20 protein-coding genes and 1 tRNA gene are annotated in these 19,730 nt (G+C 59.7%); 9 read left to right on the top strand and 12 right to left on the bottom strand.

Annotated features, from left to right (window positions below; genetic code table 11):
- Positions 1 to 8: 8 nt before the first annotated feature.
- Complete coding sequence (locus AOA62_RS20060) at positions 9 to 227, top strand: hypothetical protein (protein ID WP_017135392.1); 219 nt, start codon at positions 9 to 11, stop codon at positions 225 to 227.
- Between the two features lie 298 nt (positions 228 to 525).
- On the opposite strand, the gene AOA62_RS20055 is transcribed toward AOA62_RS20060, so the two are convergent.
- Positions 526 to 2,613, bottom strand: a complete 2,088-nt coding sequence (locus AOA62_RS20055; protein WP_099549511.1) for a TonB-dependent siderophore receptor — start codon at positions 2,611 to 2,613, stop codon at positions 526 to 528.
- 408 nt (positions 2,614 to 3,021) lie between these two features.
- On the opposite strand from AOA62_RS20055, the gene AOA62_RS20050 reads away from it, so the two are divergent.
- The 3 genes from AOA62_RS20050 (at position 3,022) to AOA62_RS20040 (ending at position 5,566) form a co-directional block, all read left to right on the top strand.
- On the top strand, positions 3,022 to 4,308 hold the full coding sequence (locus AOA62_RS20050) for an OprD family porin (RefSeq protein WP_056860697.1): 1,287 nt from the start codon (positions 3,022 to 3,024) through the stop codon (positions 4,306 to 4,308).
- A gap of 338 nt (positions 4,309 to 4,646) precedes the next feature.
- Positions 4,647 to 4,868 (top strand): 4-oxalocrotonate tautomerase family protein, encoded by a 222-nt coding sequence (locus AOA62_RS20045; RefSeq protein WP_017135395.1) that lies wholly within the window; start codon positions 4,647 to 4,649, stop codon positions 4,866 to 4,868.
- Positions 4,865 to 5,566: an SDR family NAD(P)-dependent oxidoreductase gene (locus AOA62_RS20040; protein ID WP_017135396.1), complete on the top strand. Its 702-nt coding sequence runs from the start codon at positions 4,865 to 4,867 to the stop codon at positions 5,564 to 5,566. The genes AOA62_RS20045 and AOA62_RS20040 overlap by 4 nt, the downstream gene beginning before the upstream one ends.
- Positions 5,567 to 5,584: 18 nt before the next feature.
- Here AOA62_RS20040 and AOA62_RS20035 read toward each other — a convergent pair whose 3' ends face one another.
- The 4 genes from AOA62_RS20035 to AOA62_RS20020 form a co-directional block, all read right to left on the bottom strand.
- Complete coding sequence (locus tag AOA62_RS20035) at positions 5,585 to 5,764, bottom strand: AraC family transcriptional regulator (protein WP_017135397.1); 180 nt, start codon at positions 5,762 to 5,764, stop codon at positions 5,585 to 5,587.
- Positions 5,765 to 5,831: 67 nt separating this feature from the next.
- Positions 5,832 to 6,116, bottom strand: a complete 285-nt coding sequence (locus tag AOA62_RS20030; RefSeq protein ID WP_068931363.1) for a DUF3077 domain-containing protein — start codon at positions 6,114 to 6,116, stop codon at positions 5,832 to 5,834.
- A 509-nt stretch (positions 6,117 to 6,625) separates the two neighbouring features.
- A tRNA-Thr gene (locus AOA62_RS20025) sits at positions 6,626 to 6,701 on the bottom strand.
- Positions 6,702 to 6,828: 127 nt separating this feature from the next.
- Complete coding sequence (locus AOA62_RS20020) at positions 6,829 to 7,062, bottom strand: DUF2790 domain-containing protein (protein ID WP_099549510.1); 234 nt, start codon at positions 7,060 to 7,062, stop codon at positions 6,829 to 6,831.
- 310 nt (positions 7,063 to 7,372) lie between these two features.
- On the opposite strand from AOA62_RS20020, the gene AOA62_RS20015 reads away from it, so the two are divergent.
- Both AOA62_RS20015 and bcsQ read left to right on the top strand, forming a co-directional pair.
- Complete coding sequence (locus tag AOA62_RS20015) at positions 7,373 to 7,618, top strand: hypothetical protein (RefSeq protein WP_256592435.1); 246 nt, start codon at positions 7,373 to 7,375, stop codon at positions 7,616 to 7,618.
- A 167-nt stretch (positions 7,619 to 7,785) separates the two neighbouring features.
- The gene (gene bcsQ / locus AOA62_RS20010; RefSeq protein ID WP_017138661.1) at positions 7,786 to 8,685 is read left to right on the top strand and encodes a cellulose biosynthesis protein BcsQ; all 900 of its coding nucleotides are present in this window, start codon (positions 7,786 to 7,788) and stop codon (positions 8,683 to 8,685) included.
- 241 nt (positions 8,686 to 8,926) lie between these two features.
- Here bcsQ and AOA62_RS20005 read toward each other — a convergent pair whose 3' ends face one another.
- From AOA62_RS20005 to AOA62_RS19985, 5 genes are all read right to left on the bottom strand, one after another.
- Positions 8,927 to 10,114: a methyltransferase gene (locus AOA62_RS20005; RefSeq protein WP_099549509.1), complete on the bottom strand. Its 1,188-nt coding sequence runs from the start codon at positions 10,112 to 10,114 to the stop codon at positions 8,927 to 8,929.
- Positions 10,095 to 10,784, bottom strand: a complete 690-nt coding sequence (locus tag AOA62_RS20000; RefSeq protein WP_026013808.1) for an ABC transporter permease — start codon at positions 10,782 to 10,784, stop codon at positions 10,095 to 10,097. Before AOA62_RS20000 ends, AOA62_RS20005 begins: the two co-directional genes overlap by 20 nt.
- 38 nt (positions 10,785 to 10,822) lie before the next feature.
- Positions 10,823 to 11,518: an ABC transporter permease gene (locus AOA62_RS19995; protein ID WP_017138658.1), complete on the bottom strand. Its 696-nt coding sequence runs from the start codon at positions 11,516 to 11,518 to the stop codon at positions 10,823 to 10,825.
- A gap of 77 nt (positions 11,519 to 11,595) precedes the next feature.
- A complete protein-coding gene (locus AOA62_RS19990) occupies positions 11,596 to 12,348 on the bottom strand; it encodes an ABC transporter substrate-binding protein (RefSeq protein WP_017138657.1) in 753 nt (250 codons plus the stop codon).
- Positions 12,349 to 12,361: 13 nt separating this feature from the next.
- Positions 12,362 to 13,135 carry an ABC transporter ATP-binding protein gene (locus tag AOA62_RS19985; protein ID WP_017138656.1) on the bottom strand — a complete coding sequence of 258 codons (774 nt, stop codon included), beginning with the start codon at positions 13,133 to 13,135 and terminating at the stop codon, positions 12,362 to 12,364.
- Between the two features lie 554 nt (positions 13,136 to 13,689).
- Here AOA62_RS19985 and gabP point away from each other — a divergent pair.
- Positions 13,690 to 15,081, top strand: coding sequence for a GABA permease (gene gabP / locus AOA62_RS19980; RefSeq protein ID WP_099549508.1), 1,392 nt, complete (start codon positions 13,690 to 13,692; stop codon positions 15,079 to 15,081).
- 417 nt (positions 15,082 to 15,498) lie between these two features.
- Here the strand turns inward: gabP and AOA62_RS19975 are convergent, their stop codons facing one another.
- Together AOA62_RS19975 and AOA62_RS19970 are read right to left on the bottom strand one after the other, a co-directional pair.
- Positions 15,499 to 15,912 carry a hypothetical protein gene (locus AOA62_RS19975; RefSeq protein WP_017138654.1) on the bottom strand — a complete coding sequence of 138 codons (414 nt, stop codon included), beginning with the start codon at positions 15,910 to 15,912 and terminating at the stop codon, positions 15,499 to 15,501.
- 72 nt (positions 15,913 to 15,984) lie between these two features.
- On the bottom strand, positions 15,985 to 16,893 hold the full coding sequence (locus AOA62_RS19970) for an alpha/beta fold hydrolase (RefSeq protein ID WP_099549507.1): 909 nt from the start codon (positions 16,891 to 16,893) through the stop codon (positions 15,985 to 15,987).
- A 169-nt stretch (positions 16,894 to 17,062) separates the two neighbouring features.
- On the opposite strand from AOA62_RS19970, the gene AOA62_RS19965 reads away from it, so the two are divergent.
- The gene (locus AOA62_RS19965; RefSeq protein ID WP_099549506.1) at positions 17,063 to 18,028 is read left to right on the top strand and encodes an arsenic resistance protein; all 966 of its coding nucleotides are present in this window, start codon (positions 17,063 to 17,065) and stop codon (positions 18,026 to 18,028) included.
- Positions 18,029 to 18,116: 88 nt separating this feature from the next.
- On the top strand, positions 18,117 to 19,724 hold the full coding sequence (locus tag AOA62_RS19960) for a glycosyltransferase family 39 protein (RefSeq protein ID WP_099549505.1): 1,608 nt from the start codon (positions 18,117 to 18,119) through the stop codon (positions 19,722 to 19,724).
- The last annotated feature ends 6 nt before the right edge of the window (positions 19,725 to 19,730 follow it).

Below are 19,730 nucleotides of genomic sequence, written 5' to 3'. Positions count from 1 at the left end.
GCGCTGAAATGAATGCCGATATCAACCCGATCTACACGCGCCCGTTCCACCCGACGCGGGTTAGTGGTGATGCGATCCATGCGCTGGCGCTTTGGTTGAAGGCAAACGGCTCGCGACAGGTGAGGCAGCAACAGCCTGATGTGCGCAGTGTCATGAGTGAGCGCTACCCGGCGGGGTTGTTCAGTGAGGATGAGCTGCTGGCGTTGTGCGAACTACTGAAAACCTGAAGAACACCAAGATCAATTGTGGGAGCTGGCTTGCCTGCGAAGGCATTCTGTCAGCCAGCGACTTTCCAGCAGATACACCGCTTTCGCAGGCAAGCCAGCTCCCACATTGACCGAGTGAAATTTAGAAGTTGTAGGTGCCTGTTGCCCGCAGGCTCGGTGAGCTAGTGCAAAAACTGAAGACCACTGAGATCAATAGTGGGAGCTGGCTTGCCTGCGATGGCATTCTGTCAGCCAGCGACTTTCCAGCATATACACCGCTTTCGCAGGCAAGCCAGCTCCCACATTGACCGAGTGAAACTTAGAAATTGTAGGTGCCGGTTACTACCAGGCTACGTGGCTCGCCCGGTTGGATCTGCGCTGCGCTGGTGGCCGAGGCGTAGTAGTTTTTGTCCGCGATGTTGTTCAGCGCCGCACGCACGTCCCATTCTTTCTGGCGGAACCCGGCCAGTGCGTCCCAGCGACCATAACCAGGCAGCACCACGGTGTTGAGGTTGTCGGCATAACGGTCGCCCACCAGGGTCAGGCCGGTTTCTGCGTACCAACCCATCTCCGGTTTCCAGGTGATAAACAGGCTGGCGTTACGCTTGGCGACGTCGCTGATGCGTTTGCCTTCAAAGCCGTTGTTGTCCTTCACCACCTTGGCATCCTGCAGGCCGATGCCGCCGCGTACATACCAGTTGCCGACGACTTTGCCGGTGGCGGTCAGCTCCACGCCGCGTGAGCGTTGCTCGCCGGTGAGCAGGGTGATGGTGCGGTCCAGTGGGTCGCTGGTGCGGCGGTTGTAGAGTTCCAGCTCGTACACGGCCAGGGTGGTGCTCAGGCGGTCGTCGAGCCAGTCGCTTTTAACCCCGATTTCCTTTTGCTTGGTCAACTCGGGACTCAGGTCGTTGACGGCGCCTGCAGCATTGGGGGTGATGCCGATCAAGCCGCCGCCGGCCGGCGAGAAGGTCTTGCTCCATGAGGCATAGAACGAGTGGTGTTCCAGCGGCGTCCAGACCAGGCCGATGCGCGGGCTGGTGCTGTGGCTGTCGACCGCCTGCTGGGTGTTGAGCAGCTTGCTGGTGGTGTCCACTTCAAAGTGGTCGTAACGCAGGCCGGCCAGCACTTGCCATTGATCGTTGAGGCGCAATTGGTCCTGCACGTAAAGGGCGCGGCTTTCGACTTCGGTGTGGTTGTTGCTGGAAACACTCATGCGCCCGGTGTGGCTCAAGTGGCGGTCGGGCTGGTTGAGGTCCAGGCTCGGCACGGCCTGGCCGCCACGGTTGGTGGCGGTGGCGCTGTACAACTTTGGATCACGGCGCTGGCTGCCCAGCTCCAGGCCGGTGAGCAGACGGTGCTCCAGGCCGAAAGTGTCGAACCCGCCTTCCAGCTCAAGGTTGTTGAACACGTTGCGGGTGTTCAGGTCTTGCTGCCAGCGCTGGCGCGAGACTTTGTTGGTTTTTGGGTCGTAGCCGACCTGGTAGGTGTTGTCGAAATCGCTGTCGAGCTTGAACACGCCGAGGGTGTGGCGCAGCTGCCAGTTGGCGTTGAGTTCATAAGCCAGCTTGGAGCGCAGGGACTGGGATTTATCGTCGATGTAATCGCGACTATCGAAGTAGGTCGTGCTGCGGCTCACATCGGCCGGGCGGCCGTTGACCCCGGGAATGCCACGGTCCGGCGTGCGGTTGTAACGGCTGTATTCGTATTGCACCAGCCAGTTCAGGTCCGGCGTCAGTTGCCAGCTCATCGACGGCGCGAACAACTGGCGATTGCCGCTCACACCGTCGCGAAAGCTGTTGTTGTCCTGGTTGCCCATGTTCAGGCGCAGGCTGATGTTATCCGTTGGGTCGGTGCTGAGGTCGGCATACAGGCTGCGCAGATCCTGGCTGCCACCTTGGGCTTCGATGCTGGAGGTGTGGCCCGCCTGGGGCAGTTTGCTTACGCGGTTGACGATCCCGCCCTGGCCGCCGCGCCCGTACAGCACGGCGGCCGGGCCTTTGAGCACTTCGATGCGCTCGATGTTATGCAGGTCGCGCACGTACTGGCTGTCGTCGCGGATGCCGTCCAGGTAGAAGTCATTGCTCGCGTCAAAACCCCGGATACGCAGGCTGTCGAAGCGCGTATCGGCGCCGCTGCTGACGTTGGGAATGCCGCTTAACGCCTGCCCCAGGTCGTTGGTGCCGTAGGAACGCAGGCTTTCGGTTTTAACCGAGTCGATGGCCTGGGGCACGTAACGCACCGAGGTGGCAGTACGGGTGGCGGTGTTGGTCTCCTTGACGCGCGGGTCGTCTTCGTCGGCTTCGGCGCTCACCGACGTTTCGGGCAAGACCGTGGCGGCACAGGCGAAACCGGCAGACAGCAAAACAGAAAGCCCAAAAGTGATGGGCGTCAGGCGAGAGGCAGGCATGGGGAATAAATCCAAAAGTGTTGGAAAAAGGAAAGTGCGCGAATGGTAATGCTTTGCATTTGCGCAGGTTATCTATTCCCAAACATACCCTCGTCAAAAATGTTACATAATGTGTTTTCTTGACGAATCAGACGATTTTTCAGGCTCGAGCGAAGGCCTTGGAATGCACCGCTTAGAATTATTTCGCCTAAATACAGACGATTCACGAAATTGACACATAGTTCAACGCGCGCATAGGATTGCGCCCAACGCCTGTGGCTCACCGCCATGACTCATCCAATAAAAAAAGGCCCGCGGCAGTTCAGTCGTCCGCGGGCCTTGTTTTTTCTGGAGGAAGTCGACACCAGAAAAGCGACACGGAGCCTGGTGTCACAGCGCGTACTCAACCAGTAATAAGGAATATAAGAAATGTTGAAGCAACGGATGAGTCTGATCGCTCTGGGGATTTTGAGCGCATCGACAGCAATGGCTAACGACCAGGAGCAATCCAAGGGTTTCGTGGACGACAGCCACCTGAACATCGCAGCACGTAACGCCTACATCAGCCGTGACTACAAAAACGGCAAGCAAGACAAAGCCGAATGGGGCCAGGGCTTCATCGGCAAGTTCGAATCCGGCTTCACCCAAGGCACCGTCGGTGTGGGTGTGGACGTGATCGGCCAATACGCCATTCGCCTGGACGGTGGTAAAGGTCGCAGCGGCGCTGGCGGTATCGACTTCTTCAAGCAAGGCGACAGCGGCGAAGCCGCCAACGACCTGGCCAAGGGCGGCGCTGCCGTGAAGTTCCGTGTCTCCAACACTGTACTCAAGTACGGTGACCAGATGCCGGCTGTGCCTGTGCTGCAGTACGACAACTCCCGTCTGTTGTCGGAAACCTACACCGGTACTTCGATCGTTTCCAAAGAGATCGCCGGCCTGCAACTGGACGCCGGTCACTTCACCAAGGAAGCTCGCAAGAGCGCCGAAGGTTCTGACAGTGGCGCGCTGAAAAGCATCGACTACATCGGTGGTAGCTACAAATTCACCGAAAGCCTGTCGGCCGCGTTGTACGCCTCCAACATGCAGGACGTGCTGAAGAAGCAATACGTCAACGTCAACTACGTGCTGGCCCTGCCAGAAAAGCAATCGTTGACCTTTGACTTCAACGGCTACAAAACCAAGCTGGACCGCAGCTTCGCCCTGGAAAACCAAGGTGATGCGGACGCCCGCGACAACAAAATCTGGAGCCTGGGCGCTACCTGGGCTGTTGGCCCGCACAGCTTCACCCTCGCTCACCAGCGCAGCACCGGTGACACCGGCTACCTGTACGGCGGCTACCGCAACGCTGGCGGTATCGGCGACGGCGGCAATACCATCCTGCTGGCCAACTCCTACTGGTCCGACTTCAACGGCAAGGACGAGCGCTCCTGGCAAGCAGGCTACGGCCTGGACTTCAGCGCCTTCGGCGTGCCTGGCCTGACCTACAACATCGCTTACGTGCGCGGCACCAACATTGACGACGGTTCCAACCGTGGCAGTGGCACCGAGCGTGAAATCTTCAACCAGTTCAAATATGTCGTTCAAAGCGGCCCAGCCAAAGACCTGAGCCTGCGCGCTCGTGCGTCCTGGTTGCGCGTCTCCAGCAACGCCAGCAACTACAACGTAGGCGGTAACGAAATCCGTCTGTTCGCCGACTACCCGATCAACGTTTTCTAATTGATCGCACGTCGCGCCTGATGCCAGGCGATAAAAAACCCCGACTGGTTCGGGGTTTTTTTATGCCTTTGGATCAGCGACGGTGATCGTTCCCACGCTCTGCGTGGGAACGCCTCTAGGGACGCTCCGCGTCCCGCCGTCAACGATCGAGGGTGGTTTTTTATCAGTTTTGCGGACGCCAGCGGGAGGCGTCCAATCGTGTAGAAGTACCGCGGGAACTTGTTACACCACATCACTAATGTAGTACTCAAACCCCCATTTATCTCGACTCAGCGCACGCCTAAATTGACCCCACTGCCGGCCCATCACCCCGATGCCCGCCCATTGGAGCCATAACCATGCCCTTCGTCAGCCTGCGCATCACCCGTGACGGCGTGACCCCTGAGCAAAAAGCCCAGGTCATCGCCGAGTTCACCGAAACCCTCGAACGCGTGCTCAACAAGCGCCCGGACCTGACCCACATCGTCATCGAAGAAATCGACACCGATAACTGGGGCTACGCCGGCATCACCACCACCGAATACCGCAAATCCCAAGCCCTTACCGGAGAAACACAATGAGCAAAGTCGTGATCATCACCGGTGCCTCCCAAGGCATCGGCGCCGCCGTGGTCCAAGCCTACCGCGCCCTCGATTACCGTGTGGTTGCCACCTCGCGTTCGATCCAGCCATCCACCGACCCGAACATCCTCACGGTGCCCGGCGACATCGCCGACCCGGCCACCGCCCAGCGCGTCATCCGCGAAGCCCTGGCCACCTTCGGGCGCGTCGACAGCCTGATCAACAACGCCGGCATCTTCATCGCCAAACCCTTCACCGCCTACACCCAGCACGACTACGCCAACGTGCTGGCGGTGAACCTCAACGGCTTTTTCTACATCACCCAACTGGCCATTGCCGAGATGGAAAAACACGGCGCCGGCCACGTCGTCAATGTGACCACCAGCCTGGTCGATCACGCCATCGACGGCGTGCCTTCGGTACTCGCCAGCCTCACCAAAGGCGGGCTGAACGCCGCGACCAAATCCCTGGCGATTGAATACGCCAAACGCGGCATTCGAGTGAACGCGGTAAGCCCGGGCATCATCAAGACGCCGATGCATGGCGAAGACTCCCACGCTGCATTGGGGCAACTGCACCCGGTAGGGCGTATGGGCGAAGTGAGTGATATTGCCCAGGCGATCACCTACCTGGAAAGCGCGGGGTTTGTCACCGGTGAGATCCTGCATGTGGACGGCGGGCAAAGCGCCGGGCACTGATACGCTGACGCGCCTGGCCTAACCCGGCCGGGCGTGGTCATCCCGTGGCGAGCGCCCGAAAAAGGCCTTATAGGCCCGGCTGAACGCGGCCTCGGACTCATAGTCAATCGCAAAACCCACCTCGCCGATGCGACCTTCCTGCTTGGCCGGCGTTGCATGAATAGCCCTTAGCGCCCGAGCGATACGCACATCCGACAACCAAGCGCTTCTATGTGGGAGCCGGGCTGAACTGCGACAGCGTCCGCCCGGCGAGCCCATTTACCGCTTACTGCTCAGCATTACAGGGCGACGCCAACACCTTCACCACATCATCAATCACCGCCTTGCTCATCTCCTGCAAATAATGCGACGCCCAGGCATAACGGTCCGTCTCCTTCGTCATCGCCGCATCCTCTGCGAGCAACTTGGCGACGTGGAGCAAATCGGAAACGTGGTGCAAGGCTTCATGCAGGGAAACACCGCTGTTGACGCGGAACAGAGGTTGGTCGGAGTGAAAGGAGAAAGGGGTGACGCCGAGGGTGGTGAGTGCGGGTGGGTTTGTTGCGGTCATTGGTGGAACTCCCATATTGAGTGAGAGCAACACGTTCGTTGTGACAACGAATGCGTGGCGCTAGTGGCGCCTGCATCAAATCGGGTTCTCAGGCCCGGTCGCTGGGTGGTAGCGACGGGGGGAGGTTAGCGTGGTGAGGGGTGGGGAGCAATCGGGAAAATTGATGGGTTGTTTTTTCGGTCAGTTGAGGCGGTTCGAATAGGTGGCTGGTGAAATTATTGGTTTTATGAGGGCGGCATAATTATTGGCTAGCCATAATTATGAATAAAACCTGGGAGGCGGGGTGAGGGTGGCTTTTGGTGGGCCCGTGGGTTTGGAGAATACGTCTCCCGGGACTGACGTTGAGCTGAGCAAGGCGTCATAGAAATCGAGATTTGGACTGAGGCAAGCAGCCCGAGATGTTAAGTGTGGACACTTTTTGGGCATTTCGGCCAAAACAGTGATCTGGCTTTTTGCGGTTTCCCAAACCTCAGAAACCACAAAGCCCCGCATTGCGGGGCTTTGAGATATGGTGCCGGCACCAGGAGTCGAACCCGGGACCTACTGATTACAAGTCAGTTGCTCTACCAACTGAGCTATACCGGCGTGTTAGGGCGACGATTATAGCGATTGCCAAGCTTCTGTAAACCCCTGAATTCTGACTATTTTTGCAGAAACCAAGGTTTTTTTACGCTCGCTGCTTTTTCTTACCCTCGGGAGCCTCAAATCCGACTCAATTGCCGTCGCCACACTGGTCGGTAAATTTCATGTACGCCAACACCTGCGTCTCGCCTTTAGAGTCCAGGTAGGTCATGCGCGCGTTCACCACGCCGCATCCCGAGCGGGTGTCTTCGGTGGTCGACAGCACCCGTTGAATATCCGGCTTATGACTTGCCTCGGCGTGGGCGGTGAAGGTCAAGCCAAGCAGGCTGGCGGCGATTAGGGTTTTCCAGTTGTTGGTGTTCATGGTGATGGCCTCTGAGGAGCAATGGTGGGGTGAGGCCATTGAATGCCGGGGAGGTATCCGGGCTGTGTCGCGCAGGGCAGGTTTTGTTTCGTTGTGTATGGTGTGGGGGTCTATGTACTTGTTGATACGAACGGCGAGCTTGTATTGGTTGAAAAACACACAGTGATCGCCTAGTGCGTTGTTTTATAGATGTATATCTCCTGGCAAAAGAACAGCCATAAAAATGGCGTAATGCCGCTCATCTTCAAATCTGGCAGGCGTTGCCCAAGCGCGGGTTTGGCGGCTGGCGACCTTTGGTGAAACCGATGCTGTGCAGCAGCAAAGCCTTAATCGCTGGCTCGGCCAGGACCAGGCATTTCTCGCCAAGCGCCTGGCCGCTTCGTTTCGCCGTTTGGCCAAGATGGACGAGGTGCTCGCGCCGTACCTTGTGGGGGAGGCGCAGGCCTATGGGCGCGACCCGTTTGACCCAGCGTTGAATAGCGGCGGCTGCCAGGATGTAACTGCGTTATGCCGTGCGTTGAGCTTTCGGATGCATAAGCCTAGAAATAGCCATTAAATTGACCATTTACCGCTCGTCTAAAAAATGATCAGCTAAAACACCAAAATAATGACACTTTCCAGCGTGTGACACAGAATGCCTCACTAAGACGCCCATAATAAGACCTGCGGTAAGTGCCTGCTTGCCGATCTTCACGTCTTTAGCTGCGTCGTGAGGAGCTGCCCATGAGCCTTAGCGAAGAGCTGTTGACGTTGTTCGGTAAGAACGTCAGCCATGATGCCGACGGCATCAATGCACGCATGCACGTTTTTGGCAGTGTGCCCGCAAACGAAAACACCCATTCCCAATCGACTCATTCAGCAGCGCTGCGCCCCAAAGTGGTGGCGTTGGTGTCGATCAATGGCGGTGTCGGCCGCAGCACCCTAGCCACAGCGTTGAGCAGCGGTTTGCAGCGCCATGGCGAATCGGTGGTGGCGCTGGACCTGGACCCACAGAATGCCTTGCACCATCACTTTGGCTTCAGTGCGACATTGCCGGGTATCGGCCGTACCAGCCTGGAGCATGGGCAGTGGAGCCCACTGCAGCAGCTTGGCTTTGCCGGTTGCCAGGTCATAACCTTTGGCGATATCGACATTGAGCAGCAGGAAAGCCTCGAGCGCTGGCTCAAACATGAACCCAGCTGGTTGGCGCAGCGCCTGGCGGCCCTGGGCTTGAGCGAGCGGCAGACGGTGATCATCGATACGCCCGCCGGCAATAACGTTTACTCCCATCAAGCGCTGAGCGTGGCCGATGTGGTGCTGGTTATCACCCAGGCCGACGCCGCCTGCCTGGGTACCCTTGATCATTTGGATGGATTGCTCGCGCCGCACCTTGAGGGTGAACGCCCACCAGTGGTGCATGTGGTGGTCAACCAAGTGGATGAGAGCAACGCCTTTAGCCTGGACATGCTGGAGGCGTTCAAACAGCGGCTGGGCAAAGCGCCGCTGGAGATGCACCGCGATATGGCGATCAACGAAGCGTTGGCGTTTGCGGCCGACCCGTTGGATAACGCCACAAAGCGGCTGGCTGGCGACGATATCAACGAGATTTGTCGCGTGCTGAAAGCACCGAAAAGAACCGCATAAATCGCGCTTTATGCAGTTAGCGCCAGATGCTTATGCACAATCGGTTGGTCGGGCCTGTCACGAAACAGCCATTTTGTGGAGCCGTTCTCAACACGCTGCAACTGCCTGTTTTGTGTGCGTTTTATTTTGTGAACAAAAAATGACCAGGGTGGGTTTTGGTCTGTAGCGCTGATGGCTACGGCCTCTGTAAAGAATTCATCAACAGAGTTATCCACAGGGCGCGTGTAGGAAGTTTCGCCCTTTAATCGCGCTCTGCCAGCACCATCAAGTTGCGCGGCGTTAGCGTAGGTTCGCAGAAGGTGCCTATCTCAACCTTGTAGCCCTGGTCTTTCAAGAACAGCGCGCGATCCAAGACCAGCCACAGTTCCAGCGGCCGCCGAAACAATCCTCTGACCAACTCCAGGTTGCGCACCTCGGCCAAGCGCCGCCAGCCGTGTGCCTCCAGCGCCACCCAATCCTGTTCACCTGTGGATAAATCCTTGAGACGCGCCAGTTCCCGGCAGTAGTCAGCGAAGGGTTTGTCCAGCCAACTGGCAGGCAGGGAAGGCGTGGGCAGGTAATCATCGCAGCCACGCAGCTGGCGTTGCAACTGATCGAAACCCAGGCGCCGGGCCATGGACGTGTCCCGTTGCTGGCGCACGCGATTACCGGCGGTGACGGTTTCGCTCAGCGGTAACCCCAGGTCATCGACCGAAAGCTGTAGTAACGAGGCGCGCCCGGCGGTCGACAAGGCCTGATAGCGCTCGGCGCCGATGCGGTTATAGCAGCAAGGTGCCAGCGCGAGCTGCTTGCAGCCCGTCGCGCTGGCCACGTGCAACAGCCGCACATGCAGATCGCCGCAGGCGTGTAAGGCGACGGGCGTGTGCTCGGCACTGATCGCCACATCGGCCATCACGTCTTGCAGGCGATGGGTGACAGCCAGACCGTGATGGTCGCTCAAGGCCTGGCCCGAGGCGATCAGTGCCGGGTCGTACTCGAGGCAGGTCAGCTGTTGGCCAGGTTGCAGCAAGCGCCGGCCGAGGTGGCCTTTACCGGCGCACCAGTCCAGCCAATGCTTGGGGGTTGCGGCAAACTTCAGCGCGGCGCCGAACGCTTCAATTTGCTGCCATTTACGCCCTGGCACATCCACGTTCAGGCGATGGCGGGCAGGCTCCAGCGTGTGTGCGGGTAACTTATCCACAGCGCTGAGCTGCGCTGCCTGAAAAGCCAGCTGTGGAAATGGCGCAGGCGCCGGCAGGTCATAGGGGTGGTTGTGACTGGCTTCGGCATCGGCCAGCGAGCGCTGGCGCAGCCATTGGGCCAGCTCGGGGTGCTGGTGTTCCCAGGGTAAGTGCAAGTGCGTAAAGGGCCGTGGTCGCCACAGCCCTTGGTGCTCGATTAGAAACGCATCCAGCGCCGCAAAGCGAGCCTCAACGTCCCTGGCAAGCATCGACGCGCAGCCAGCGTTCGAGCAGTTTGAAGCCCCGCACCAGGATGTAGGCCATCAGCAGGTAGAACAGCCCGGCGGCGAAGAAGATCTCCACCGGCAGGTAGGTGCGGGCGATGATGGTGCGCGCCATGCCGGTCAGTTCCAGCAGGGTGACGGTGCTGGCCAGGGCGCTGGCCTTGAGCATCAGGATCACTTCGTTGCTGTACGCCGGCAGGCCAATGCGCGAGGCACGCGGCAGGATGATGTAGAACAGCGTCTTGGGTTTGGACATGCCCAGGGCGCGCGCCGCTTCGATCTCACCCGGCGGGATGGCCTGGATAGCGCCGCGCAGGATCTCGGCGATATAGGCGGCGGTGTGCAAGGTCATGGTGGCCGTGGCGCACCAGAACGGATCGCGCAGGTACGGCCACATAAAGCTCTCACGCACGGCATCGAACTGTGCCAGGCCGTAATAAACCAGGAACAACTGCACCAGCAGCGGCGTGCCACGGAAGAAGAAAATATAGGCGTAGGGCAGGGCGCTCACGTACCAGCGGCGCGAGGAACGCGCGATACCCAGCGGAATCGCCAGCAGCAGGCCGGCGATCACGGCGATGGCCACCAGTTCCAGGGTCAGGGTTGCGCCTTGGGCCAGTTTGGGCAGCCACTTGATGATGACGGCCCAGTTCAGGCCCAGGTCGAAGTGCGACAGCCAGCTGTAGTCACCGCTCATTGGGTGCTCCTTGCAAAGCCGCGGGCGGCGCGTTTTTCCAGGAAGTACATGCCCGTCATGGCCAGCACGGTGAGGCCCAGGTACATGAAGGCTGCCACCATAAAGAAGGTGAACGGCTGCTTGGTCACGGTCACGCCGATTTGTGCGTGACGCATGATTTCTTCAAGGCCGATCACCGACACCAGCGCGGTGTCTTTCATCAGGATCATGAACAGGTTGCCCAGGCCCGGCAGAGCGATGCGCCACATCTGCGGCATGATCAAGCGGGTGAAAATCCGCACCTTCGACAGGCCCAGCGCCACACCGGCTTCGCGGTGGCCTTTGGGAATGGCGAGAATCGCGCCACGGAACACTTCCGTGGCGTAGGCGCCAAAGCACAGGCCCAGGGCGATAACCCCGGCGGCAAAGGCACTGAGAGAAAGGTCGGGGTTACCGAAAAACTCGCCCAGGGCACGCATCAGGTTGACGGTGCCGAAGTAAATCAGCAGCACCCACAACAGCTCGGGAATGCCACGAACGATGGTCGAGTAAGCACCGCCCAGCCATTGCAACGGCTTGTACGGTGAAGTCTTGGCCAAGGCGCCGGCAAGGCCGAGCACCAGCCCCAGGCACAGGGCCGTGAGCGCCAGTTTGACGGTCATCAGCGCGCCAGCGGCAAGCGCCGGGCCGAATCCGTAGAGATCGAAATTCATGGTGTTTTCATATCGCGGCAGGCATTGCTGAAAGCCGGCGCGCTACTTATAGAAGCGCGCCGGTCAGGCCATTCAGATCATTCGATGCTGAACGGGAAGTACTTGTCGTTGATCTTCTTGTAGGTGCCGTCTGCCTTGATCTCTGCCAGGGCTTTGTTCAGGCGCTCGCGCAGCGGGTCGCCCTTGCGTACGGCGATACCGATCTTGTCGCTTTCTACCACCGGGTCGCCTTTGAACTCATAGGCCGAACCGTCTTTGCTCTTGAGCCATTCGTACTGCACGTACTTGTCGGCGAGAATCCCGTCCAAACGGCCGGAAGTCAGGTCGAGGTAGGCGTTTTCCTGGGTGTCGTAGAGCTTGGCGGTGGTGTCCGGCAGCTTGTCTTCCAGGTAAGTACCGGCCAGCGTTGCGCGCTGTGCACCGATGATCTTGCCTTTCAGGTAACCGGCGTCGGTCTTGAAGTCGGCTGTGGCTTTAGGTGCGATGAATTGCAGCTTGTTGGAGTAGTACGGGTCGGTGAAGTCGACGGCTTGCTTGCGCTCATCGGTGATCGACAGCGAAGACACCAGGAAGTCGAACTTCTTCGCGTTCAGGGCCGGGATGATGCCGTCCCAATCAGACACATACACTTCGCATTTTTCGACTTTCATCTTGGCGCACAGGGCGTCGCCGATGTCTTTGTCAAAGCCCACGACGTTGCCGCTGGCGTCTTTATTGTTGAAGGGCGGGTAGGCCGCTTCGATCCCCATTTTCAAGGTTTCTGCCATGGCCGTGGCGCTGAACGCCATCGAAACGGCCGCGGCCAGAAGGAATTTTTTATAGTTCTGCATGCATGTTGCTCCGTTAGCGGTTGCTGGACATGAATTGTTTGCAGCGCGCCGAAAGCGGGTTTTCAAACACCTGCTGTGGCGATCCTTGCTCTTCGACCAGGCCCTGGTGCAGGAACACCACTTCACTGGAAACCTGACGGGCAAAGCCCATTTCATGGGTGACCAGCAGCATGGTGCGGCCTTCTTCGGCCAGCGCGCGGATCACATTAAGTACTTCCTGGACCATTTCCGGGTCAAGCGCCGATGTCGGCTCGTCGAACAGGATGACCTTGGGCTGCATGGCCAGGGTGCGCGCAATGGCCGCGCGTTGTTGCTGGCCGCCGGACAGTTGCGCCGGGTAGGCGTGGCGCTTGTCGCTGATGCCGACCTTGGCCAGCAGGGCTTCGGCCACTTCTATCGCTTCGGCCTTGCTCTGGCCGAGCACACGGCGGGGCGCCTCGATGATGTTGTCGAGGATGCTCATGTGCGGCCACAGGTTAAAGTTTTGAAACACAAAACCGATTTCGCTGCGCAGGCGGTTGATCTGTTTGCCGTCGGCGGCCATCAGCTCGCCGTTTTTCGCGGCTTTTAGCTTGAGCTCTTCACCGGCCACCAGGATCTGGCCCTGATGAGGGTTTTCCAGCAGGTTGATGCAACGCAAAAAGGTGGACTTGCCGGAACCGGAGGAACCCAGGATCGAGATCACGTCGCCGTCGCGGGCGGTCAGCGAGATACCTTTAAGTACCTCCAGCTCACCATAGCGTTTATGCAAGTTGCGGATTTCAAGCGCGGGCGCGGCCTCAGCCATGTGCGGTCCTCATTGTGTTCAGTGCATTCTTGCTGTTGGGCCGCCTTCCTGGCGAGGCGCCAAGCTAGCATAGCGTTCGGATGGCAGCCAACAGCGCTGCGGACGGTTAACGGGTGGTCTGCGGCAAGGTGTCGCATCGGCACAGCAGCGTGTCGCGCTATCAACAACCTACAGACGTCTGAACCCGATAAATCCACAGGCTTCGCGTAAAAAAGGGCGCGATGGTGCCAGCTTTGGCCGGGTGTTGGAAGGGTTAACCGGGCAAACGGTCCTTATCAGCCCCTTTATGGAGCGTCACGTACTTTTTGTGTGTGTTTTTGGTGCGTATTTTGGTGTCGCAGTTGGGTCGCACGGTAACGCTATAGCGGAATGCCATAGTTCTCAACGACTTGCGTTAGCTAATGAATTGTCCTACAGCCCGCGTCAATCGTGGCTCTGTAATATTTTGGCGCAAATCTTGCGTAAAAAATAAAGAACGCCCCGTTGGTTTCTTTTCACGAGAAGGATCGCAGGCCGGGCGGACCGTTTTCGCAATTCCTCGCAAAGGTGTGTCAATGAGTAGTACGCAAAGCTCCAATGACCTCGAACAGGGGCTCAAACCGCGTCACGTCACCATGCTGTCGATTGCCGGCGTTATTGGTGCCGGTTTGTTTGTCGGCTCCGGCCACGCGATTGCAGCCGCCGGCCCCGCCGTGCTGCTGGCTTACGCCGCTGCGGGCACGCTGGTGGTGTTGGTGATGCGCATGCTCGCCGAAATGGCCGTGGCCTCCCCGGACACCGGTTCGTTCTCCACCTATGCCGACCGTGCGATCGGTCACTGGGCCGGTTTCACTATCGGCTGGTTGTACTGGTGGTTCTGGGTGCTGGTGATTCCACTGGAAGCCAACGCCGCCGCGACCATCCTGCATGCCTGGTTCCCCGATGTGGCGATCTGGGCGTTTACCCTGATCATCACCTTGCTGCTCACGGCCACTAACCTGTTCAGCGTGAAGAACTACGGCGAGTTCGAGTTCTGGTTTGCGCTGATCAAAGTCGTGGCGATCGTAGCCTTTGTGATCCTGGGCCTCGCGGCGATCTTCGGCTTCCTGCCGACCAGCCAGGTCAGCGGTGTTTCGCACCTGTTCGACACCCAAGGCTTCATGCCTAATGGCATGGGCGCGGTATTGGCGGCGATCCTGACCACCATGTTCTCGTTCATGGGTACCGAGATCGTCACCATTGCAGCGGCCGAATCGAAGAACCCTGGCCAGCAAATCACCAAGGCCACCAACTCGGTGATCTGGCGGATTGGTTTGTTCTACCTGCTGTCGATCTTCATCGTGGTGTCCCTGGTGCCATGGAACGATCCGACCCTGGCGGCGGTAGGTTCCTACCAGACCGTGCTGGAACGCATGGGCATCCCGAATGCCAAGCTGATCGTCGACCTGGTGGTATTGGTTGCCGTGACCAGCTGCCTCAACTCGGCGCTGTACACCGCCTCGCGCATGCTGTTCTCCCTGGGCCGTCGCGGTGATGCACCGGCCGTGGCCAAGCGCACCAACAAAAGCGGCACGCCTTACTGGGCGGTGTTGCTGTCGACCGGTGCTGCGTTCCTGGCGGTATTCGCCAACTACGTGGCGCCGGCTGCAGTGTTCGAATTCCTGCTGGCCAGCTCCGGCGCTATCGCGTTGCTGGTGTACCTGGTGATCGCCGTATCGCAACTGCGCATGCGCCAGAAGCGTACCGCTGCTGGCGAGAAAATTGTCTTCAAGATGTGGCTGTTCCCGGGCCTGACCTACGCGGTGATGGTGTTCATCGTCGGTACGTTGACCATCATGCTGTTCCAGGAAGCCCACCGCGTCGAGATCATCGCAACCGGCATTCTGAGCTTGTTGGTGGTGCTGGCGGGGCTGATCGTGGCGAGCCGCCGCAAGGCGCAGAAGGTAGGCGCTGCGGTACTCAATTGATGTGATGAACTGCGGTGCGCAGTGCGCCGCAGTTCAAAAAAAGTGTGGGAGCGGGCTTGCTCGCGATGACGGGCTGGCAGTGGATAAATTCTTCGCCTGATACACCGCCATCGCGGGCAAGCCCGCTCCCACAGTTGTTTTGTGTCAGTCAGCTGAATCAGCCAAAAACACAGAACCCTGTGGGAGCCGGGCTTGCCCGCGATGACGGGCTGGCAGTCGATAAATTCCTCGCCTGATACACCGCCATCGCGGGCAAGCCCGCTCCCACAGTTGGTTTGTGTCAGTCCGCAGTATCAGCTAGAAACACTGAACCCTGTGGGAGCCGGGCTTGCCCGCGATGACGGGCTGGCAGTCGATAAATGATTCGCCAGACACGCCGCCATCGCGGGCAAGCCCGCTCCCACATTGTGTTGTGTATCAGTCCTGGGAGTTGGCCAGCGCCTGGGATGCCGCCACGTAATCGGCCTGGAACTGCGGGGATTCAATCCACGCCAGCGCCGCTGCTTCATCCTCGGTGTCCGTCGCCCACTGGCGATACTCGATCAGCGCCGCCAGGATAAAATCTGTCGCGTCTTCTTCGCCTTCCTGCTCCAGCACCACGGCCAACAGTGGGTGCGCCAGGAATGCCGCACACAACGCCTGCTGGCTGCTCTCGCCGGCTGCGCGCATCTCGACAAACAATTCGGTCAAATCCACCGACTCAAGGTCAATGCGGCTGTCGTCGCCAGCGAACGCATCCGGCTTGGTCGCGACGGCGCGCTGGGTGCGGTTTTGCTTGGCCTTGGCCTTGGCCCGGTGGGCACGTTTTTGCTGCTTGTTCGGCGAGGCCATGGGCTCAACGTCCTTGGGTTCTTAATCGGGGTGGGGTATTGAAGCGCAGGTTGGGGGAAATCCCAAGGAAATCTAGACACGCACGCCGGGTGTGCCGGGCGCCAATTCGCCTTTCTGCAGCCATCCCAGCGCAATCGGCCACAACCGGTCCTGATATTCACTGCGAAAGAAAGCGAAATGCCCGACGGCTTTTTCGCCGATGTCATCGGGCGCGATTCGCAGGTGAGTGCGCGCGCTGTTTTCAAAATAACCCAGCAGTCGCTCAATAGCCGCCACTGTGCCAAACGGATCGTCGGTGATGCTGATGGCCAGCAACTGCGCCTTCACTCGAGAAAAAGGCAGCTCGCCCAGGCCGCGCCCGCTGGGGCGCGTTTCATAGCGCGGTGTCGGCATGCTCCAGTCGCGCACCACGCCTGCCGGCGTGTCCTCCAGCCAGCCCATGCGCTTGCCGGGGAAGTAGCCGCACAGGGCCGTCACCAGCGGCATCACCACATGCCACTTGGCAAACATGCGCCAGCGCCCGCTCGCCGCGTAATCGCGCCAGTACGCAAACTGCGCGCCGACCGTGACGATGCGCCGAATCACTGCGCCGCAAGCACCGAGCCCTGCCGCGCACCCGCCGAAACTGTGGCCGACCACATCAATCGGCTGCCCCGGAAACTCCCGCTGTGCGCGCTGCAGCATCGCCTCGAAATCCAGCACGCCCCAATCTGACCACGACGCCTTGAAGCCTCGCAACGCGCCGCTGCGGGATTCGCCGATGCCACGGTAGTCGTAGGTGATCACGTCGAAGCCGTTGGCAAACAGGTAGTCGGCGAAGCGTGAATAGTGGCGGCAGCGGACCGAGGTGGCGGCGTTGATGATGACGACCGGGCGTTCGAAGTCGGTGCGCGGGTGGCGCCAGGTGAAGCCGCCGATTGGGTAGCCGTCGGCAGCGGGCTCGCAGAATGTTTGTGGGGCAGGGCGGGTGGGCAGGTTCATGAGTCGGCTCGATACTTGCGCTTTTTGGTACGGGCTTGATCCGCGCGCTTTTATAAGAAGCCGAAACTAACAAATTTAGCGCGTGATGGGCGCAGGAAATGTCGCGATGCTCGACCTCGGCGCTCCCGGTGCTTAGGCTTGCGATCAATTGATCAACCAGAGTCAGCCCATGACCCGTGACACCCTCGAACACAACCAAATCCCGATCTACTTCGTCGCCGTGCTCCTGGCGGTCGCATTTGGCGTGTTCGCCCCTTTGTCAGCCCAAGGTCTTGGCGTGCTGGTCACACCTGCCATCGCAGTGCTGATGTACGCCATGTTCCTGCAAATTCCGTTTCTGGACCTGCGCCAGGGCCTGGGTAATAAACGCTTTATCTGCGCATTGCTGCTGGCCAATTTCATTCTGGTGCCCTTGCTGGTGTGGGCGTTGACCCGGGGCCTGGTGGAACGCCCGGCGTTGCTGGTGGGCGCGCTGCTGGTGTTGCTCACGCCGTGTATCGACTATGTGGTGGTGTTTACCCATATCGGCAAGGGTGACTCGCGGCTGATGCTGGCGGCGACGCCGGTGTTGTTGTTGCTGCAATTGGTGCTGCTGCCGGTGTACCTGAGCTTCATGCTGGGCGCCCAGTCCGCCGTGGTGGTGGCGGTGGGGCCGTTTGTCGAGGCGTTCCTGTTGCTGATTGTGCTGCCGATGATCCTGGCGGTGCTGACCACCTGCCTGGCGCGGCGCTCAAGCATTATCAATGTTTGGAACAACGCCTGGGCCTGGCTGCCGGTGCCGGCGATGGCGTTGGTGCTGTTTGTGGTGATCGGCTCGCAGATCACTTCGGTGGTGCGCGATATTGCGTTGTTGTTGCCGGTGATCCCGGTGTACCTCGGCTTCCTGTTGCTGGCGCCGCTGATAGGCGCGCTGGCTGCGCGGTTGTTTGCGTTGCCTGCTGTTGCCGCGCGGGCGGTGACCTTCAGTGCTTCGACGCGCAACTCATTGGTGGTGCTGCCACTGGCGTTGGCCCTGCCTGAAGACGTGCGCGGGCTGGCCGCAACGGCGGTGATCCTCCAAACCCTGCTTGAGCTGGTGGGCGAGCTACTCTACATCCGGCTGATTCCCGCGCTGGTGTGGCGCGCCGGTCGATAAGTCCATAAATACTCGGATTTGTTCAGGCGTTATTCAGGGATGGAGTCGGCACCATGGAGTCGGCGTACCCCACCTGAAAGGACATTCGATGGACCACCGCAGCCGTTATCGCCTGGAGTCTCTGGGCCTGTTTCTGATCGCTTTATTGCTGTTTACCTTGGGTATCTGGGACGAGCAACCCCAAGGCTTTGACGGTCGATGGGCGTTGTTCATGCAGGAAATGTTTCGCCATGGCGCGAGTCTTTTTCCTACCACCTACGGCCAGCCGTACCCGGACTATCCCGGCACTGCGACTTTCTTCAGCTTTGTGTTTGCCCGCCTGTTCGGCGCGCCGAACCACCTGGCCAACGTACTGCCGACGGCCCTTGCTGCGGCGGGTGTGATCGCCCTGATCTATCGCCTGCTGGTACCGTTCAGTCGGCCTTGGGCATTGCTGACGGTGCTGCTGACGCTGCTTACCACCCAATTGCTCGATAAGTCGCGCTCGGTCTGCCTGGACCTGATGGTCGCGCTCTTATGCGTAGGCAGCTTCTACCTGCTGCACACGGGCGAGCGTCTCGGGTCACGGCTTCGACAGTTGGCGGTGTTCCCGCTGTTTGTGCTGGCCTTCGCGATTCGTGGGCCTTTGGGGCTTATCGAAGTCTGCGGCGTGGTGTGCGTTTACTGGGCGCTGGGCAAGCCGGGCGAACGGGTCAAGCAGGTGTTGATCCATGGTTTTGTGGGGCTGGCGTTGCTCGGGGCCTGCTGGTGGGCGTTGATGAAGCTGGCGCGTTTCAGCGGTGGCGAGGCCTTTGCCGACGATGTGTTCAGGATGCAGGTCAGTGGGCGCCTCGACGAGTCCGGCGAGCCGTTCTACTTCTACTTCAAGCTGAGTTTGTATCGCTATTTCCCGGTGGTGCCGTTGGCGTTGGCGGCGATGATCGCGCTGCGGCATCGCTGGTCTGAGCGCTGGGTCAACGAAGACGTGCAAATGGTGGTGCGGCTGGCGGCCTGTGGCCTGATGATCCTGCTCGGGCTGTCGGTGCCGCACTTCAAGCGTGCTTACTACATTCTGCCGATGGTGCCGATGTTTGCCGCTGTCGCCGCCTATGGGCTGCTCCAGGCGCAAAACTGGTTCGTTGGCGTGCGCCGCTGCTACGAATGGCTTGTCGTGGCGCTACCGGCGTTGTGCGTGGTGGTGTTGTTTATCTGTCGGCACACCTGGCAGAAGCACGGTTACTGGCCCGACGTGTCGCTGCCGCCGTTGATTGGCGTGTGGGTGGTGCTGCAAGTGGCGGCGCTGGTTGCCTGGCGTCGCCCGTTGCGCCTGGTGTGGCTCAGTGTGATCGCCTTGGCGGCGCAATGGTTGCTGCTGGTGGTGGTGATCGACCCGGCCAAGGACCTGCAATACGACACCCGCAAGTTTGTCAGCCAGGTAGAGGCATTGCGTGCGTCGCAGCCGGGGCCATTGGTGTTTGTCGACCTTGGCCGCGACACCTGGGCTATCCGCTACATGATGAACCTGACGCACGATGAGCAACCGCTGTTCGTCGCCGGTAACGAGCCCGAGAAGCTCGCCACCCTGCCGCGTCCATCCTGGGTGCTGGTGCCGCGCAAAGAAGCAGCACTGCTCAAGGGCACGCCGATGGAGCAGCAGGCGCCAAACTTCGAAGGGCGGCTTAACGACAACCCGCTGATGGTGTTTCTACTGCAGTAGCCAGGC

The sequence above is a fragment of the Pseudomonas sp. 2995-3 genome (assembly GCF_002742565.1).
GTDB classification, from domain to species: domain Bacteria; phylum Pseudomonadota; class Gammaproteobacteria; order Pseudomonadales; family Pseudomonadaceae; genus Aquipseudomonas; species Aquipseudomonas edaphica.
The sequence above is the reverse complement of the archived record's forward strand: the minus strand, read 5'-3'. Positions and strand labels throughout refer to the sequence as shown.

Excerpts from the sequence above, each read along its gene's own strand:
- AOA62_RS19960 (WP_099549505.1), top strand. The coding sequence starts at position 18,117 with ATGGACCACCGCAGCCGTTATCGCCTGGAGTCTCTGGGCCTGTTTCTG.
- AOA62_RS20030 (WP_068931363.1), bottom strand. The coding sequence starts at position 6,116 with ATGACCGCAACAAACCCACCCGCACTCACCACCCTCGGCGTCACCCCT.
- AOA62_RS20005 (WP_099549509.1), bottom strand. The coding sequence starts at position 10,114 with ATGCTTGCCAGGGACGTTGAGGCTCGCTTTGCGGCGCTGGATGCGTTT.
- AOA62_RS19975 (WP_017138654.1), bottom strand. The coding sequence starts at position 15,912 with ATGGCCTCGCCGAACAAGCAGCAAAAACGTGCCCACCGGGCCAAGGCC.
- gabP (WP_099549508.1), top strand. The coding sequence starts at position 13,690 with ATGAGTAGTACGCAAAGCTCCAATGACCTCGAACAGGGGCTCAAACCG.
- AOA62_RS19990 (WP_017138657.1), bottom strand. The coding sequence starts at position 12,348 with ATGCAGAACTATAAAAAATTCCTTCTGGCCGCGGCCGTTTCGATGGCG.
- bcsQ (WP_017138661.1), top strand. The coding sequence starts at position 7,786 with ATGAGCCTTAGCGAAGAGCTGTTGACGTTGTTCGGTAAGAACGTCAGC.
- AOA62_RS19965 (WP_099549506.1), top strand. The coding sequence starts at position 17,063 with ATGACCCGTGACACCCTCGAACACAACCAAATCCCGATCTACTTCGTC.
- AOA62_RS20050 (WP_056860697.1), top strand. The coding sequence starts at position 3,022 with ATGTTGAAGCAACGGATGAGTCTGATCGCTCTGGGGATTTTGAGCGCA.
- AOA62_RS19970 (WP_099549507.1), bottom strand. The coding sequence starts at position 16,893 with ATGAACCTGCCCACCCGCCCTGCCCCACAAACATTCTGCGAGCCCGCT.
- AOA62_RS20040 (WP_017135396.1), top strand. The coding sequence starts at position 4,865 with ATGAGCAAAGTCGTGATCATCACCGGTGCCTCCCAAGGCATCGGCGCC.
- AOA62_RS20055 (WP_099549511.1), bottom strand. The coding sequence starts at position 2,613 with ATGCCTGCCTCTCGCCTGACGCCCATCACTTTTGGGCTTTCTGTTTTG.
- AOA62_RS20045 (WP_017135395.1), top strand. The coding sequence starts at position 4,647 with ATGCCCTTCGTCAGCCTGCGCATCACCCGTGACGGCGTGACCCCTGAG.
- AOA62_RS20060 (WP_017135392.1), top strand. The coding sequence starts at position 9 with ATGAATGCCGATATCAACCCGATCTACACGCGCCCGTTCCACCCGACG.
- AOA62_RS20020 (WP_099549510.1), bottom strand. The coding sequence starts at position 7,062 with ATGAACACCAACAACTGGAAAACCCTAATCGCCGCCAGCCTGCTTGGC.
- AOA62_RS19985 (WP_017138656.1), bottom strand. The coding sequence starts at position 13,135 with ATGGCTGAGGCCGCGCCCGCGCTTGAAATCCGCAACTTGCATAAACGC.
- AOA62_RS19995 (WP_017138658.1), bottom strand. The coding sequence starts at position 11,518 with ATGAATTTCGATCTCTACGGATTCGGCCCGGCGCTTGCCGCTGGCGCG.